At 65.0% G+C, this 14,566-nt stretch carries 12 protein-coding genes; 2 read left to right on the top strand and 10 right to left on the bottom strand.

Going from position 1 to position 14,566, the window contains the following annotated elements; genetic code table 11:
- Positions 1 to 160: 160 nt before the first annotated feature.
- A complete protein-coding gene (gene mnmH, locus CAL29_RS02170) occupies positions 161 to 1,261 on the bottom strand; it encodes a tRNA 2-selenouridine(34) synthase MnmH (RefSeq protein WP_094852650.1) in 1,101 nt (366 codons plus the stop codon).
- A gap of 259 nt (positions 1,262 to 1,520) precedes the next feature.
- Here mnmH and CAL29_RS02165 point away from each other — a divergent pair, with 259 nt between their 5' ends.
- Positions 1,521 to 3,026: a glutamate-cysteine ligase family protein gene (locus CAL29_RS02165; RefSeq protein ID WP_094851360.1), complete on the top strand. Its 1,506-nt coding sequence runs from the start codon at positions 1,521 to 1,523 to the stop codon at positions 3,024 to 3,026.
- A 12-nt stretch (positions 3,027 to 3,038) separates the two neighbouring features.
- Here CAL29_RS02165 and CAL29_RS02160 read toward each other — a convergent pair whose 3' ends face one another.
- The 3 genes from CAL29_RS02160 to CAL29_RS02150 form a co-directional block, all read right to left on the bottom strand.
- A complete protein-coding gene (locus tag CAL29_RS02160) occupies positions 3,039 to 4,022 on the bottom strand; it encodes a Bug family tripartite tricarboxylate transporter substrate binding protein (RefSeq protein ID WP_094851359.1) in 984 nt (327 codons plus the stop codon).
- 65 nt (positions 4,023 to 4,087) lie between these two features.
- A complete protein-coding gene (locus tag CAL29_RS02155) occupies positions 4,088 to 4,849 on the bottom strand; it encodes an SDR family oxidoreductase (RefSeq protein WP_094851358.1) in 762 nt (253 codons plus the stop codon).
- 56 nt (positions 4,850 to 4,905) lie between these two features.
- Positions 4,906 to 5,859, bottom strand: a complete 954-nt coding sequence (locus CAL29_RS02150; RefSeq protein WP_094851357.1) for a 2-hydroxyacid dehydrogenase — start codon at positions 5,857 to 5,859, stop codon at positions 4,906 to 4,908.
- Between the two features lie 258 nt (positions 5,860 to 6,117).
- Between CAL29_RS02150 and CAL29_RS02145 the strand changes: the two genes are divergently transcribed.
- Positions 6,118 to 7,398 carry a citrate/2-methylcitrate synthase gene (locus CAL29_RS02145; RefSeq protein WP_094851356.1) on the top strand — a complete coding sequence of 427 codons (1,281 nt, stop codon included), beginning with the start codon at positions 6,118 to 6,120 and terminating at the stop codon, positions 7,396 to 7,398.
- A gap of 35 nt (positions 7,399 to 7,433) precedes the next feature.
- Here the strand turns inward: CAL29_RS02145 and yghU are convergent, their stop codons facing one another.
- The 6 genes from yghU to CAL29_RS32170 all read right to left on the bottom strand — a co-directional run bounded on the left by yghU (position 7,434) and on the right by CAL29_RS32170 (position 14,286).
- Complete coding sequence (gene yghU / locus CAL29_RS02140; RefSeq protein WP_094851355.1) at positions 7,434 to 8,306, bottom strand: glutathione-dependent disulfide-bond oxidoreductase; 873 nt, start codon at positions 8,304 to 8,306, stop codon at positions 7,434 to 7,436.
- Between the two features lie 216 nt (positions 8,307 to 8,522).
- Positions 8,523 to 9,419: an EamA family transporter gene (locus tag CAL29_RS02135; RefSeq protein WP_094851354.1), complete on the bottom strand. Its 897-nt coding sequence runs from the start codon at positions 9,417 to 9,419 to the stop codon at positions 8,523 to 8,525.
- Between the two features lie 150 nt (positions 9,420 to 9,569).
- Positions 9,570 to 11,486, bottom strand: a complete 1,917-nt coding sequence (locus CAL29_RS02130; protein WP_094851353.1) for a DUF2075 domain-containing protein — start codon at positions 11,484 to 11,486, stop codon at positions 9,570 to 9,572.
- Between the two features lie 25 nt (positions 11,487 to 11,511).
- Positions 11,512 to 11,898 (bottom strand): nucleotide pyrophosphohydrolase, encoded by a 387-nt coding sequence (locus CAL29_RS02125; RefSeq protein ID WP_094851352.1) that lies wholly within the window; start codon positions 11,896 to 11,898, stop codon positions 11,512 to 11,514.
- 276 nt (positions 11,899 to 12,174) lie between these two features.
- Positions 12,175 to 12,444, bottom strand: coding sequence for a hypothetical protein (locus CAL29_RS02120; protein ID WP_256977137.1), 270 nt, complete (start codon positions 12,442 to 12,444; stop codon positions 12,175 to 12,177).
- Positions 12,445 to 12,630: 186 nt separating this feature from the next.
- Positions 12,631 to 14,286 (bottom strand): methyl-accepting chemotaxis protein, encoded by a 1,656-nt coding sequence (locus CAL29_RS32170; protein ID WP_094851350.1) that lies wholly within the window; start codon positions 14,284 to 14,286, stop codon positions 12,631 to 12,633.
- Between the last annotated feature and the right edge of the window lie 280 nt (positions 14,287 to 14,566).

Genomic DNA, 14,566 nt, shown 5'->3' with positions numbered 1-14,566 from the left:
GAGCGGATCTCCAGAGGTTCGATGTGGGACACGGCCTGGAATACAGGCCGGGTCGTCTGTCCTGCATCTTAAGCACGACGCCGCGGCGCCACAAGCGGCCCCGCCGGCCGGCGCGGGTCATGACCGCGCGATCATGCCGTCCCGCCGCTTCCGTTTGCTGTCATGAACCCGCGGCGCGGCGCAGATAAGCCAGGACGGCGGCCGCGTCCCCGGCGAAAACGATGCGGTCCGCCTTGCTTTCGCGCTGGTGGCGGTACATGGGATCGTAGTAGCCGGTCAGCAGGGCCTCGATCCACGCGCGGTGGCCCTGTACGTCGCCGCTGCGCGTCTGTTCCGCCAGCGCGGCGTCCATGACGGCCACCAACTGCTGGTGCCGCAGGCCGCCCAGCCGCTTCTGGATCTTGTCCAGGCTTTGCCGCAGCCGCTGCGCGAACAGCGCCCATCCCTGCGCCTCGCCATGCGCATCGATGAACTCGGCGCACAGGTTGACGACGTAGTCGCGCAGGATGCGTTGCACCCGGTTCTCGAAGCTGTCCTCCAGCCATACCAGCGGATAGCGTTGCATTCCCTGGTGCAGGCCCACCGGCAGGCTGCACCCCCCGATGGCCTGTCCCTCGTCCTCCACCACGAAATGCGCGTGGCCGGCGTGGCGTTTCTTCAGGATGTCGATGGCCAGGCCGTTCTCGAAATCGATCTGCGCCGGCTGGCCGACGACGCGCTTGCCGAAGCTGGAGCCGCGGTGGCGGGCGTGTCCTTCCAGGTCCAGGCCCTGCTCCAGTTGCAGCAGGACGTCCGTCTTGCCCGTGCCCGTCATGCCGCCCAGCACCGTGAAACGGCATTCGGCCAGCGCGCGGTCCAGCGTATCCAGGAGGAAACCGCGCAAGGCCTTGTAGCCCCCGACCACGCGCGGATAAGCGATGCCGGCCTCCTCGCGCAGCCAGGTCTGCACGATCTGCGAACGCAAGCCGCCACGGAAGCAATAGAGATAACCGTCGGGATGGGCGCGGGCGAAGTCCGCCCAGGCGGCCAGGCGCTCTGCCTTGACCTGCCCGCTGACCAGCCGGTGGCCCAGCGCGATCGCCGCGGCTTCGCCCTGCTGCGTGTAGCAGGTGCCGACCTTCTGGCGCTCGCTGTCGGTCATCAGCGGCAGGTTGACCGCATGCGGAAACGCGCCCTTGCCGAACTCGATGGGCGCGCGCGCGTCCATCATGGGGACGTCGCCAAGAAAAATATCGCGGTAATCGCGGGTATCGCCACGCATGCTCATGCGGTAAGGAATCCGATGACGGATGAGCAGGCGCGTGGCACGCGCGACAACCTGCGCCGGGGTTGGTTCGGCCAGCATTCTAGCGCGGATGCGGGGCCCCGCTGCCCGGACTGCCCGGGCAGCCTCGCGTATCGGTCCGATGCCGGCGACCGGTAGCCAGGGATCGCGTACCGGTGTCCACGGTACTTAGCGTCGCAGGACATTCCTTGCGGGCGGCCGCCGCGCCGCGCAGACGTTTTTCCGAGGTCGACGCATGAAGCTGCGGGACAAGGCCGGACAGGTCCGGGCCGGACAAAAACTGGGACTCGAAATGGAAATGGTGGCGGTCCGCCGCGGCAGCGGCGCCAGCCATGCCGTGCGGGCCTATCCCGCCTCGCTGGCGCGCCTGCGCGCCGCGCGCGGCGAGACGATGGCGCTGGGCGTCCTGGCGGGCCGGGTGGTCAGCGCGCGCGGCGCCCTCGCCGACAGCGGCCTGGACAATGGTTTCAACCTGCTGGAGAGCGCCCTGCGTCCCGTCGCCGGCGGTCCCGGCGGACTGGATCGCCTGGCGGCGGCGGTCCATGCGGAACTGCGCGACGTGCAAGACGCGCTGGCGCAGGAGGATGCCGCGATCCTGAATGCCGGCGAACATCCCGCGGCGTCCCTGGACCCGGCGCGCTACGCCGCGCTGCGGGTGCCGCGCCCCCTCTACGAGGACATCGTCGGCCATCGCGGCTGGCTGCACCGGGTGGGCATAGACGCCAAGGCGCAGAACAGCCCTTGCACGTCCATGCCTGTCCGCGACGCGGCGCGCGCGGTCAACGTCGTCATGGCCCTGGCGCCGGCCTTCATCGCGCTGTTCGCCAACAGCCCGCTGGAGTGCGGCCGGCCGACCGGGCGCAAGGACAACCGCGCGACCCTGTGGGAGCGCATGTTCCGCCATGCCCGCTACGCCAGCGACCTGCGGCTGCACCGGATGCCGGACCGGCCTTTCGAGGACCTGGGCGACTACTTCCGCTGGATGTTCGAGGGCGACACGCACAGTTGTTCGCTGCCGTTGGCCGCCGCGTCCGGCTACAAGCGCGACGCCACGGTCCATCTCGACGGCGATCCCTCGCTGAGCCGCTTCCTGCGCGCGCCGTCGTGGCCGGGCCGGCGCGCCGACAACGGCGCGCGGGTCATGCTGACGCCGCGCGCGGCGCATTTCACGTACGCCCAGTTCTTCAACTTCCTGGATGCGCGCTGGCGCTACCGGCTGGCCGGCGACTGTCCCGTGGAGGAATTGCTGGCGCACTGGGGCCAGCCGGGAGGCATCGAGGCGCTGCACGAACGCCTGGGCGTGGACGGCTACATCGAAGGCCGCGCCCCGTCGGCGCTATTCCCGGACCGGCAGTTGCGCCGCGAGGCGGGCGACGACGTCGCCATGACGGCGCCGCTGGCGCCCTCGGCCATGCAACTGGGGCTGCTGCGCAACCTGGCGCAGGCCGAGAGCCTGGTCCGGGAGTACGGCTGGCTGACCTTGCGCGGCCTGCGCGCCACCGCCATCGAGGCGGCGCTGGACGACGGCCTGGCGTACCGGCTTGCCGCCGACACGCTGGCCGTCGCCGAAGCGGGGCTGGCGGACGCCGACCGCCGCTGGCTGGCCTATGCGCGTTGTGCGCTCGACACCCGATGCACCGGCGCCGACCGCCTGCTCTCGCTCTGGCAAGCCGCGCATGGCGACGCCGCGAGCCGGCTCGCGGCCATCTACCCGGAACGCGTCCTCAGCCTGCCGTCCTGAGCGGGCCGCGCCTTATTCGAGCTGGATGCCCGCCTGCTTGATGACCTTGCCCCATTTCTCCAGGTCCGAGTGGATCACCTTGGCATAGTCCTCCGGCGAGCCGCCCTGGATATCGATGCCGGCGGCTTCCAGCTTGGCGCGCACGTCGGGCATCCGCAAAGCCTTGTTGATCTCGACGTTGAGCTTGTCGACGATCTCCCTGGGCGTGCCCGCCGGCGCCAGGAAGCCGCCATTGGTGTTCGCGTTGAAGCCCTTGTAGCCTTGCTCGTCGGCGGTCGGCACGTCCGGCAAGGCCTTCGCGCGCTTGAGGGAGGACACCGCGACGGCGCGCACGTTGCCGGACTTCACCTGCTCCTGGATCGCGCTGATCGTGTCGATGTAGAGCATGGTGCGCCCCGCCAGCAAGTCGGGATGCGCGGCGGACGAACCCTTGTAGGGAATCATCAGCATCGGCACGCCGCTGGCCATCTTGAACATCTCGGCGGCCATCTCCTGCGCGCTGCCGCGGCCGGAGGTCGCGACCTTGTCCTCCTCCGGGTGGGCCTTCATATAGCTGACCAGTTCCGGCAGGGTCTTGGCGGGAATCTTGGGATAGATGGCGAAGACCAGGGGGATTTCGTGCGTGTAGACGATGGGCTCGAAGCTCTTTTCGGGATCCCAGCCGAGATTCTTGAACAGGAACTTGTTGATGTTGTGGCTGCCGCCGACGATGCCTATCGTGTAGCCATCGGGCTTGGCGTGGGCCAGCATCTCCGTGCCCAGGTTGTTCGACGCGCCGGGGCGGTTGTCCACGATCACCGCCTGCCCCAGCGCGGTCGACAGCTTCTCGCCGATGACGCGGGCGATGATGTCGATACCGCCGCCCGGCGGCGCGGGGACGATGACGCGGATGGCGTGGTCGGGATAACTCTGGGCCGGCGCCAGGCCGGGCGCCAGGGCCAGCGCCGCGGCGGCGGTCGTGGCGGCCAGCGCCTTGGACAGGGTGTTGAACGGCATGTCTTGTCTCCTTCCTATTGGTTGATACTCAACTCTCATGGGAATCGCCGTCAGCGGCGCGGCGATCAACCGCGTCCGACAAAGGGCATATTGCTCGCCATCACGGTCATGGTCAGCACGTTCGCGTCCAGCGGCAGCGACGCCATGTGCCTGACGGCGCTGGCGACGTGCTGCGCATCCATCATGGGCTCGGGCGCCGTCGTGCCATTGGCTTGCAGCACGCCGCGCTTCATGCGTTCGGACAGCTCCGTCAGCGCATTGCCGATGTCGATCTGGCCGGCCACGATGTTGAAGGCGCGCCCGTCCAGCGACAGCGCCTTGGTCAGGCCCGTGACCGCGTGCTTGCTCGCGGTGTAGGGAGCGGTGAAAGGACGCGGCGTATGCGCCGAGATCGAACCGTTGTTGATGATGCGGCCGCCTTGCGGCGACTGGCGGCGCATCAGCCCGAAGGCGGCGCGGGCGCAGAGGAACACGCCGGTGACGTTGGTGTCGATCGCGGCGAACCACTTCTCCAGCGGCAGCTCGTCCATCGGCACCGCGGGCGCGTTCACGCCGGCGTTGTTGAACAGCATGTCCAGGCGGCCGTATTCGCTTTCGATCCTGTCGAACAGCGCCTGCACGCTCTCCGGCCGGGTCACGTCGGTGGGCACCGCCAGGGCCGCCTGGCCGCGCGACGCGGCCTCGTCCGCCAGCGTCTGCAAGGGTTCCGGCCGGCGGCCCGCCAGCACGACGGTCCAGCCGTCGTTCAGCAGCTCGATCGCCGTGAGGCGGCCCACGCCGCTGCCGGCGCCGGTGACAAGCGCGATTTTCCTGGAAGGGGCGTTCAAGGGATATCTCCTGCGATAGGTTGATGGTGTTGATGAGGTTGACGGTGACTATCGGTTCAAGTCGTCAGGCTCATCGCCGGGCGTTGTCCCGCCAGGCCTTGGGCGACGCTGTCCAGCACCATGCGGGCCATCGCCTCGCGGGTCTCCCACGTCGCGCTGGCGCGATGGGCCTGCAGCGTCGTGCGATCGGACTCGCGCAGCGCGTCAGGCACGCGCGGTTCGTCGACGAAAACGTCCAGGCCCGCGCCGGCGATGCGGCCCGCCGCGATGGCCTCGGCCAGGTCCGGCTCGTTGACCAGGCGGCCGCGCGCCACGTTGACCAGGAAACCGCGCGGCCCCAGGGCGTCCAGCACGGCGGCATTCACGATGCCTTCCGCCTGGTCGGCCGCGGCGCACAGCACCAGCGCATCCGACTGCCGCGCCAGCTCGACCAGGTCCGGCACGAATCCGTATTCGACGTCGTCCATGCGCCGCAGATCGGTATAGAGAATCCCGCATCCGAACGCCGCCGCGCGCACGGCGACGGCGCGTCCCACGCGCCCCAGGCCGACGATGCCGACGCGCATGCCGCTGAAACGGCGCGCCAGCGGCAGCGCGCCGGGCGACGGCTGCCGCGCCCATTGGCCGTCGCGCACGAAGCGATCCACCGCGCACAGGTTGCGGCAGGCGGCGATCAGCAGGCCGATGGCCAGGTCCGCCACGTCCTCGGTCAGCGCGCCGATGGTCGCCGTCACGGGCAGGCCCCGCTCGCGGCAATAGGCGAGGTCGACGGCGTCCGTTCCCACCCCGTTCACCGCCACCACCTTCAGGTTGGGCAACTGCGCCAGCATCTCCCGGGAGATGCCCGTATGGCCGCCGGTGATCACCGCGCCCACGGCCGCGCCCCGCTCGCGCAGGAAGGCGGCCGGATCGTCCATTTCGAACAGCTTGTGCACCTCGTACAGCGACGCCAGCTCGTCGTTGATCGCGGGGATCAGGATGGGGTTCAGTTGCAGCACCTGGGGCTTCATGTCCGTACGCCTTTGCATCGGAGTCGCGGCCGTGGGCCGCGGCGGTTGTCTCGGAATCGTTCTTGGTGGAATGTGTCCATGGTATGGAAAGATTGATTCTGATGGCAATATTGATGTACAAAATCAATATATAAAAATTTGTAGCGGGCATGCAGACGCATGGTCGCGCCTTCTCCCTCGCCTTCTTCCGCCGGGCCGCCCCAAGGCGGAAAACGACCCTGCAGCGGCGTGGCGCAGGAACATTCTTCAAGGATCCGCATGGCTTCCTGGATATCGATGAGCGAGGCATGCAACCGCCTGGGCGTGCGGCCGCAGACGCTTTATGCCTACGTCAGCCGCGGCAAGCTGGAAGTCATGACCGACCCGGAAGACACCCGGCGCAGTCTCTACCGGGCGGAAGACGTCGCCAGCCTGGCCAAGCGCAAGCAGGCGGGGCGCAAGCACGAGACGCTGGCGACCAATACCCTGTTCGGCGCCGAACCCAGTATTCCGACGGCGGTCTCGACGTTCATCCGCGAGCGCCTGTACTACCGCGGGCAGGATGCGATCACGCTGTCGCGCACGGCGACCGTGGAGGACGTGGCCAGGCTGCTGTGGAACGCGGAGCAGGACATCGACTTTTCGTCGGCGGTGCCGGGGGCGTCAGGGATATCGCCGGTCCCGGACAAGGACCGAACGGGCAAGGCATTGGCGGGTAGCCAGCGTGCGGCCAGCTCCCGGCGCGCCGCGGCCGGCGGCCACGCGAAGAGCGTCGCGCAGCCCGAGGACGCGCCCGGACGCGTCGCCGCATTCACGAGATTGGCCGCGCTGGCCGCGACGGGTCACTCCACCCGTGGACGGTTGACCCGCGTACTGCATATCGAGTGTCAGCATCTCGTCGGCCACCTGGCGCATGCCTTCGGCGCCCGGCAAGGCAGCGAACCGCTGCACCAGCGCTTCGCGCAAGGCTGGAAACAGCCGGCCAAGGTGGCCGATCTCTTTCGCGCGGCCATGGTCCTGCTCGCCGACCACGAACTGACCAGCTCCGCGTTCGCGGCGCGCATCGCCGCGTCCAACGCGGCCTCGCTGCCGGCTTGCCTGCTGGCGGGCCTGACCACCCTGGCCGCGCCCTTGCACGGCGACGCATCCGGCCGCGTGCAGGCCTTGCTCGACGAGGTCGAACGCCTGGGAGAGGACCACGTCATCGCGCACTACCTCTCCACGGGCCTGCCCCTGGCGGGCTTCGGCCATCACCTGTATCCCGAAGGCGATCCCCGCGCGCAGGCCCTGCTGGCCTTGTTCGAGCCGCCCGAGCCGATTACCCGCTTCATCCGCAAGGTGAACGATCTCACCGGCCTGCGGCCCAACATCGACGCCGCCCTGGCGGCGCTGGCCGCGCACCTGCGCCTGCCGCCGGACGCGGCTTTCGGCCTCTTCGCCACCGCGCGCAGCGTGGGATTGCTGGCGCACAGCCTGGAGCAATCGAGAGAGGCCCAGGTGATCCGGCCGCGCGGCCGGTACGTCGGGCCGATGCCGGAAATGGCGCAAGGCGCGCGGTAGCCGCCGGCCGAAGCAATGCGGCGCGGGACACGACGCTAGCCTTCGATCTTGTCCTGCGTCCGGGTCTCGAAGTCGCCGGCGTCATGGCGTTCGCGCAACTGGCCGGCGGGGTCGCCGCTCACGCGGTTCACCATGCGGCCGCGCACCACGGCCGGCCGCGCGGCGATGGCGTCCGCCCAACGCAGCACGTTCTTGTATTCGTGCGCCGAAAGGAATTCGGCCGAGTCGCCATACAGCCAGCCCTTCACCAGGCCGCCGTACCAGGGGAACACGGCGATATCCGCGATCGTGTAGGCCGAACCGCCCAGGTATTCGTTTTCCGCGAGGCGACGATCCAGCACGTCGAGCTGGCGCTTGGTCTCCATGGCGAAGCGGTCGATCGCATATTCGATCTTGGTCGGCGCATACGCGTAGAAATGCCCGAAACCACCGCCCAGGTAGGGCGCGCTGCCCATCTGCCAGAACAGCCATGAGAGCGCCTCGGCCCGCTCCGGTTGCGTGGTCGGCACGAAGGCGCCGAACTTCTCGGCCAGGTAAAGCAGGATCGAACCGGACTCGAACACGCGCACCGGCTGCGCGCCGGAGCGGTCCATCAAGGCGGGAATCTTGGAGTTCGGGTTGACCTCGACGAAGCCGCTGCCGAACTGGTCGCCCTCGCCGATCCTGATCAGCCAGGCATCGTATTCCGCGCCCTTGTGGCCCAGGGCCAGCAGTTCTTCGAGCAGGATCGTGACTTTCTGTCCGTTCGGCGTCGCCAGCGAATACAACTGCAAGGGATGCCGCCCGACAGGCAATTCCTTCTCGTGCGTCGGTCCGGCGATCGGCCGGTTGATGCTCGCGAACTTGCCGCCGTTGGGCTGGTTCCACGTCCAGACTTTGGGGGGAGTGTATTGATTGGAGTCGGTCACTGTCGCCTACGTATCTCGGTGCTGGCCCAGGCAGCCGGCGGTTGATCGATAGCGGAGCGGCCTACCTGACATCCCCGGCCGTGCCCGCGACGCCATAACCATAACCGGCAACGCGACGGCCGGTTCGGATATCCCGCATTCGAAACAAGGAAAAGACCGCTACCGGGCAGCCGCTTTTGTAGCCCGCCCCTGGGAATGCACGGGAAGGTCCGCCGATTATCCGCGCAGCCGGAATTGATTGATCAGCAAACCGCACATAATCGTGCCGACGCCCAGCCACTGCACACCCGAGAGCCGTTCGTCGAACGCGAACGCGCCCGCCCACAAGCCGACGACGGGCACGAGCAGCGAATAGGGCGATACGCGTCCCGCGTCATGGCGCTGCAGCAACCGTGTCCAGAGGGAATACGCCAACAGGGTGGCCAGCAGGCCCAGGTACAGCACGGCCAGGCCTTCGCGTATGCCCACGGCGCCCAGCATCCGCCACGTCGCGTCCTCGCCTTCGGTCAGGAAGGCCAGGGCGAAGAACGGCACGATAGGCACCAGGCTGCTCCAGACGACGAAAGCAAGCGGGTCGTAGGAAAGCCTGGCGCGCCAGGCGAAGCGCACCACCATATTCGCGCCTGCCCACATGAACGCCGCGGCCAGGGTCAACACGAAACCGATGAGCGTCATCTGCCCGGGCCCGTCCCCATGCGCCGACGCGATGGCGGCCAGGCCCACCGCGGCGACCAGCAGGCCCAGCCATTGGCGCAGGCTGCCGCGTTCATTGAGCAACGGGCGCGCCAGCAATATCGTGAACATCGCCTGCATCTGCATCACCACGGAAGCCATGCCCGCGGTCATGCCGAACTTGAGGGCGGTAAACAGCAAACCGAATTGCCCCAGCCCTTGCAGCAGCCCGGCCGAAGCGAGATAGCGCCAAGGCAGCGCCGGCCGTTTCACGAACAGAAGAAACGGCAGCGAAGCCACGGCGAAACGCAAACCGCCCAGCAGCATGGGACTCAGGCTCTTCAGCCCCATCTTCATGATGACGAAGTTCAATCCCCAAATCGCGACGACGCCCGCGACACATAAATAATCGCCGACGGACATGCGCGTAGCGGCTGTCATGGCCTTGCCCCCTCCCGGAACCTCTGCTGCCTGATTTTTTTCTTGCTGTCTTTATTCTTGCTGTCTTTATTCTTGCCATCGGGTCGCGCGGCGACGCTGGACGAACCTGACTGCGTCGTTCATCAAGCTGCGAAGCCACCTGCAAATTCGTCAGACAGCGCCCGCATGCTCAGCCGACGCTTCGCCGACGCTCAGGAGATCTGTCGAGTCTGCCTCGCGAATGCGCGACCGCAGATACTCAGCCGTCGCTTCATCCGTGCAGTACACATAACACCCTTTCATCCCGCGACTCATAAGCGTCTTATACGTATTCTTGATAATGCGATCCACCTCGGCTCTTGCCAGCACGGGGTCGATCTTAAGCCAGCTCTTGTATCCGCGAATCGTCTTGTCGTGACGGTCTCTCTCCTCGGGTCGAGTCTCGATCTTGCCATCACGGACAATAAGATCCGGACCAATGATGACGCCGACGTAGTCCACCTCAAGACCTTGGCAGGTATGGATGCAGCCCACTTGTTCAACTGATTCCGGGGCAATAATCCACAGACTGCCATCCTTGCTTAAGTTCCACTGTCTGCGATATTCGCCGATGACGATATCGTCCGCACGAGGATCTTTCTTGCTACGCCAAGGCCAGCAATATCCTGCAACTACACGCGCCTTGTTTCGATCATTCCTGGCCTTGATTGCCTCATGCAAGGCCTGAGGCGACTCGAACACCTGAAAATCATATTCGGTCGTTTCAAGAAGCGGATTCGCGGTAGTACGGATGCCAAGCACATCGTCCAGCCATGCCAGGTAGCCGTCCGATCCACTGCACCGAAACTGAGACGCCAGCTCGTACTCTTCCACTTGCGCGCCCTTGGCCTGGGCAAAATCTCGAATTCTCTGCTTGGTTCCTATGTCGCTCAGAGCTACACGTTGGTCTTCGTCGATGAAGAATACCGTGCATGCCGATGCGTCGATCAGTTCCTTGACCTGGTTCTCTCCAAGGTGCCCATACAAGCCGCTTTTTTCATTGAGCCGATGTGCTTCATCAACGATCAGAAAATCGTATGTGTTGACACCTGTGGAGAAGAAGCGTCCCGACCCCGAGAACATGCTCGAGAATTTGGTCTTGGTGATCGTTCCGGTCAGCCTTGATTGATAGACCTCGCGCGGGGCGGCGTTCTTCGACACGTACTGCCCGAACAGGCCCGATCCAATCAGACGCACAAGCAGGTTGATGGCCAGCACCGTTTTTCCGGTCCCTGGTCCCCCTTCAATGATCACAACCTTGGGGGCTTCCGCGGAGGCCGTCCGGACGGCCGCCAGGGCCGATTCGAATACCTCCTTTTGGTCGTCCACCAGCACAAACTCGGGCTTGGCGGCCAACAGGCCCTTCAGGGCATCGGCAAGCGCCTTGGACGGCCGGATGCGGCCATGAGCCAGTTCGTGAAGGATTCCCCTGGAATCACCATGCTTGACGTATTTCTTGATGAAATCCCGTAGTTGCTGGCGTTCCTTGGCGCCCCTGAGAAACAACGGCGCCTTAGCCGTGTAGCTCGAATAATGAGGCCCATCCAACACACCGTCACACGCATAATTGTGCAGGTAAGCGCAAGGGCGGATGGAAATTCCGCCCTCGTATACGGCTTCATTGAACCCCTCAAGCAGCGATGCGTACGACCAAGCCTGGTAGGAAGGATGGACCGTCTCCCTTTTCCCCTTCCCGACATAAGTCACCACGATGGCGTCTTTCTCGGTCGCGGAGGCTTTTTCCCATTGCTTCAACTCGATGATGATGGCGTTCTTGCCTCCCGCCTCGTCACTGCCGGTCAGGGTGACATCAATGCGTTTTGAGGATTGCGGGATGTGCAACTCAATGGCGACGCCCATATTGCCGGGTATCCCCTCATCACGCAGTACCATGGCGAGTTGATTCAGAGACTCTCTCCAGGAACGCATCTCCGAAGCATTCACTCCTCGACCGGTGGCTGCCTTGAAACGCGCAAGGACAACGTTCTCAATATCGTCGAAGTCAATGTCATGGAGAAACTGCTTCTTGTCCGCTTCGTAAACGATCATCGGGCTTGTCTCTGACGGCAAGGAACTAGAGATCGGTGTATTTCTTGCTTGAACCCTTGGCTTTATCAACAGGGTATTTTCGAGCGTTCTTTTGAAGCTTCTGTCGAACAGCCTCGTTCAGGTCCACTCCGAGTACAGACGCCAACCGGACAAGGTACAACTGCACATCCGCCAGTTCATCCTTTATCGCCTGCGCGGTTCGCGGGTCTTTGCCGGCAGCACATGACTGCGCCTCCGTCATCCACTGGAAAATCTCCGTAAGCTCGCCTACCTCTCCAGTAAGCGCCATGACCAGATTCTTGGGCGAATGGAACTGGGCCCAGTCTCGGGCCACGGCGAACTGTTCCAACGCCTTGGCCAAAGGGGCGACGTCGATGAGAGGATCGGGAAAAGGCAGGTCTTCGGAATGCATCGCTGGCGATTGTCCATATAAGTTGACAACTTATACGATATGTTAAACGTCTGCGCAAATGATGGCCGAGACCGACCCGTGGGAAATCAGGACGTTAGTTTTCGCGATGAGCCGGTGAAATGCCCCACAAAATATATGGGGAAATATGGTGAAGCCTACGGCGAGGCGTCGTCTCACATGCGAGACGATGAATCATGAGTTCTTTATTCTTATAGCGTTTCAGACGCGAATTACTAATACATATCCAAAACGCCTACGGCAGTCGGATCCTCGCTGTCAGAAGCCGCGCTTCAGCCGCTGCAACTCGGCCAGGTTCAACTTGGCCGCTTCTTGCTGCGCGTAGTCCCGCTCGCCTTCTTCGTACGCCCCGTTGTAGAGGCAACTGCTGCGATTCGATCTGCACGAATTTCCGCTCTTGGCGGCGGACGTGGAGGACGAGGAGAAAGCGGATGCGCCGTCCGGGCCGGCATCCTTCGTGGATCCACTCGAGGAACAGCCGGCAAGCAGGGCGACAAGACACAGGCCTACGACACGGGGGCTCGGCATACGGATGAACATCTCCTTAGCGCCCAGGCACGAACGCTATAGCCATCGGGATGGCGTGCTGTCAGCCAAGAATCCGCGCCCGGGCGAAGGAAATGCTTTGAGCAGGGGAAGCCCGGGATCGTTGGCCTTGTAATTCACCCGATTGTACGGATATTTACGATCCCTGCTTCGACGCGCCTTATGCGCCTATGCGGGCAGCGCCAGACGCCCGCCGCCCGCGCCGGGGATCGAATGTTCGATCTCCTGGAGCTTGAGCGCGGTGGGAAGGCCCCCAGCCCCGCCGTCGCCAGCCAGGCGGAACAGGGCCACGGCATTTTGCAGGCGCTGGGCCTGGGTTTCGAGCGCGGAGGCCGCCGCGGCCGCCTGTTCCACCAGGGCGGCGTTCTGCTGCGTCACCTGGTCCATCTGCGTCAGGGCGGTGTTGACCTGCTCGATGCCCGCGGCCTGCTCGTGCGAAGCCGTGGCGATCTCGCCGACCAGGGTGGCAAGCCGCTGCACGGATTCCAGTATGTCCTCCATGGTGCCGCCCGCGGCCTCCACCTGATGGGAGCCTTCCGCCACGGTGGCGCTGGACGCCGCGATGAGATCCCTGATTTCCTTGGACGCGGCCGCGCTACGCTGCGCCAGCGTGCGCACCTCGCTCGCCACGACGGCGAAGCCCTTGCCCTGCTCGCCGGCGCGGGCAGCCTCCACGGCCGCGTTGAGCGCCAGGATGTTGGTCTGGAAAGCGATGGAGTCGATCACGGCGGTAATGTCGCCGATGCGCCGCGAGCTGTCGGAGATCTTGCGCATGGTCGCGACGGCCTGCTGTACGGCCGCGCCGCCGCGCTGCGCGTTCTCGCTGGCCTGCGCGGCCATGTCGCGGGCGTGCCCGGCATTCTGCGCGTTGTTGTGCACGGTGGAGGCCAATTCCTCCATGCTGGCGGCGGTTTCTTCCAGCGACGACGCCTGCTCCTCGGTGCGGGACGACAGGTCGCTATTGCCGGCCGCGATCCCGGCGGCGCCGCCGTTGATCTGCACCACGCCCTCGCGCACGGCGCCCACGGTGCGCGACAGGCTGTTCTGCATATCGTCCAGGAACGGAATGATCTGGCCCACGCAGTTCTTGCCGAAGGGCGCGATGGGCTGGGTCAGGTCGCCGCCGGCGATACGCCGGAAATGCCCCTTGATGTCGTCCAGCGGCCGCTTGACGCAAGCCACCACGTAGCGATCGCCCAGCAACACCAGCAGCAGGCAGATGCCGGCCACGACCGCCGCGCCGATGAAGCTTTCCATGCGGTTTTCATGCGCCTCCTGCAGTAGTTGGTCCTCGCGCGTGCCGCCGTAGCTCTCATAGCGGGCCAGGGTATCGGCGAAGGCGCGGCTGGCAGGTGCGACCACCTTGGCTTCCTGCTCCGCCGCGCGTGCGATGTCTCCGGCCGCCAGGAAGTTCTGCTGTCCCGCGATGCCTTGATCCAGCGCCTGGAAGCCGGACTGCAGCGACTGGACCAGGGACTGCGGCACATACGATGGCGCACTCTGGGTGAAGGTCTCGAAGTTCTGGCGCGCCGCGACTAGCGCCTCGTCGACGCTGCGCGATTCGGCGGATTGTTTCTCCTGGTCGCGCGCAGCGGCATAGTCCTTCAATTGCACGAGGTGCAGGCGCGCAAGCACGAGTTGATCGTTGACGTGATTGAGCGACGAAACGTGCTTCAACAACACACCGCTGTCTTTCAGCGCTTTCTCGGCGTACACGAGACCGCGCGTGCCGAGGAAAGCCAGGACGATTACCAGCGCGCTCACCAACAGAAGCACGCAGAGAACCATGCGGCGAACAGTAATGTCTCTAAGGAACTGTTGCATATTCTTAATGGCGACCCATGTTGCTCTCGAATTCGGCGAAGCGCCGCAGACGCTCGCCGCCCAATTGGTACATTTACATAGAAAATATTGTTTTTTGTACACAATTTTGAGGGATTCTAATGTGGGGCGTCCGGGACGTCTTGTAAAAGTTGCACGCTGATGACAGGTGTCGCGGCAAGGCCACATCTCGGCAAAACACGCATGAAAAAGGCGCCTGGGAAGGCGCCGCAAACTTAAGGAAATCTTAGGAAAGAACCGTATAAATGGCGGCCATTGCACG

Source organism: Bordetella genomosp. 10, assembly GCF_002261225.1.
In the GTDB taxonomy this organism is placed as follows: domain Bacteria; phylum Pseudomonadota; class Gammaproteobacteria; order Burkholderiales; family Burkholderiaceae_B; genus Bordetella_C.
This window is presented reverse-complemented; position numbering and strand designations above follow the sequence as displayed.

Coding starts and splice junctions, on each gene's coding strand:
- CAL29_RS02135 (WP_094851354.1), bottom strand. CDS start 9,419: ATGACAGCCGCTACGCGCATGTCCGTCGGCGATTATTTATGTGTCGCG.
- mnmH (WP_094852650.1), bottom strand. CDS start 1,261: ATGCGTGGCGATACCCGCGATTACCGCGATATTTTTCTTGGCGACGTC.
- CAL29_RS02125 (WP_094851352.1), bottom strand. CDS start 11,898: ATGCATTCCGAAGACCTGCCTTTTCCCGATCCTCTCATCGACGTCGCC.
- CAL29_RS02120 (WP_256977137.1), bottom strand. CDS start 12,444: ATGCCGAGCCCCCGTGTCGTAGGCCTGTGTCTTGTCGCCCTGCTTGCC.
- CAL29_RS02165 (WP_094851360.1), top strand. CDS start 1,521: ATGAAGCTGCGGGACAAGGCCGGACAGGTCCGGGCCGGACAAAAACTG.
- CAL29_RS02130 (WP_094851353.1), bottom strand. CDS start 11,486: ATGATCGTTTACGAAGCGGACAAGAAGCAGTTTCTCCATGACATTGAC.
- CAL29_RS02150 (WP_094851357.1), bottom strand. CDS start 5,859: ATGAAGCCCCAGGTGCTGCAACTGAACCCCATCCTGATCCCCGCGATC.
- CAL29_RS32170 (WP_094851350.1), bottom strand. CDS start 14,286: ATGCAACAGTTCCTTAGAGACATTACTGTTCGCCGCATGGTTCTCTGC.
- CAL29_RS02145 (WP_094851356.1), top strand. CDS start 6,118: ATGGCTTCCTGGATATCGATGAGCGAGGCATGCAACCGCCTGGGCGTG.
- CAL29_RS02160 (WP_094851359.1), bottom strand. CDS start 4,022: ATGCCGTTCAACACCCTGTCCAAGGCGCTGGCCGCCACGACCGCCGCC.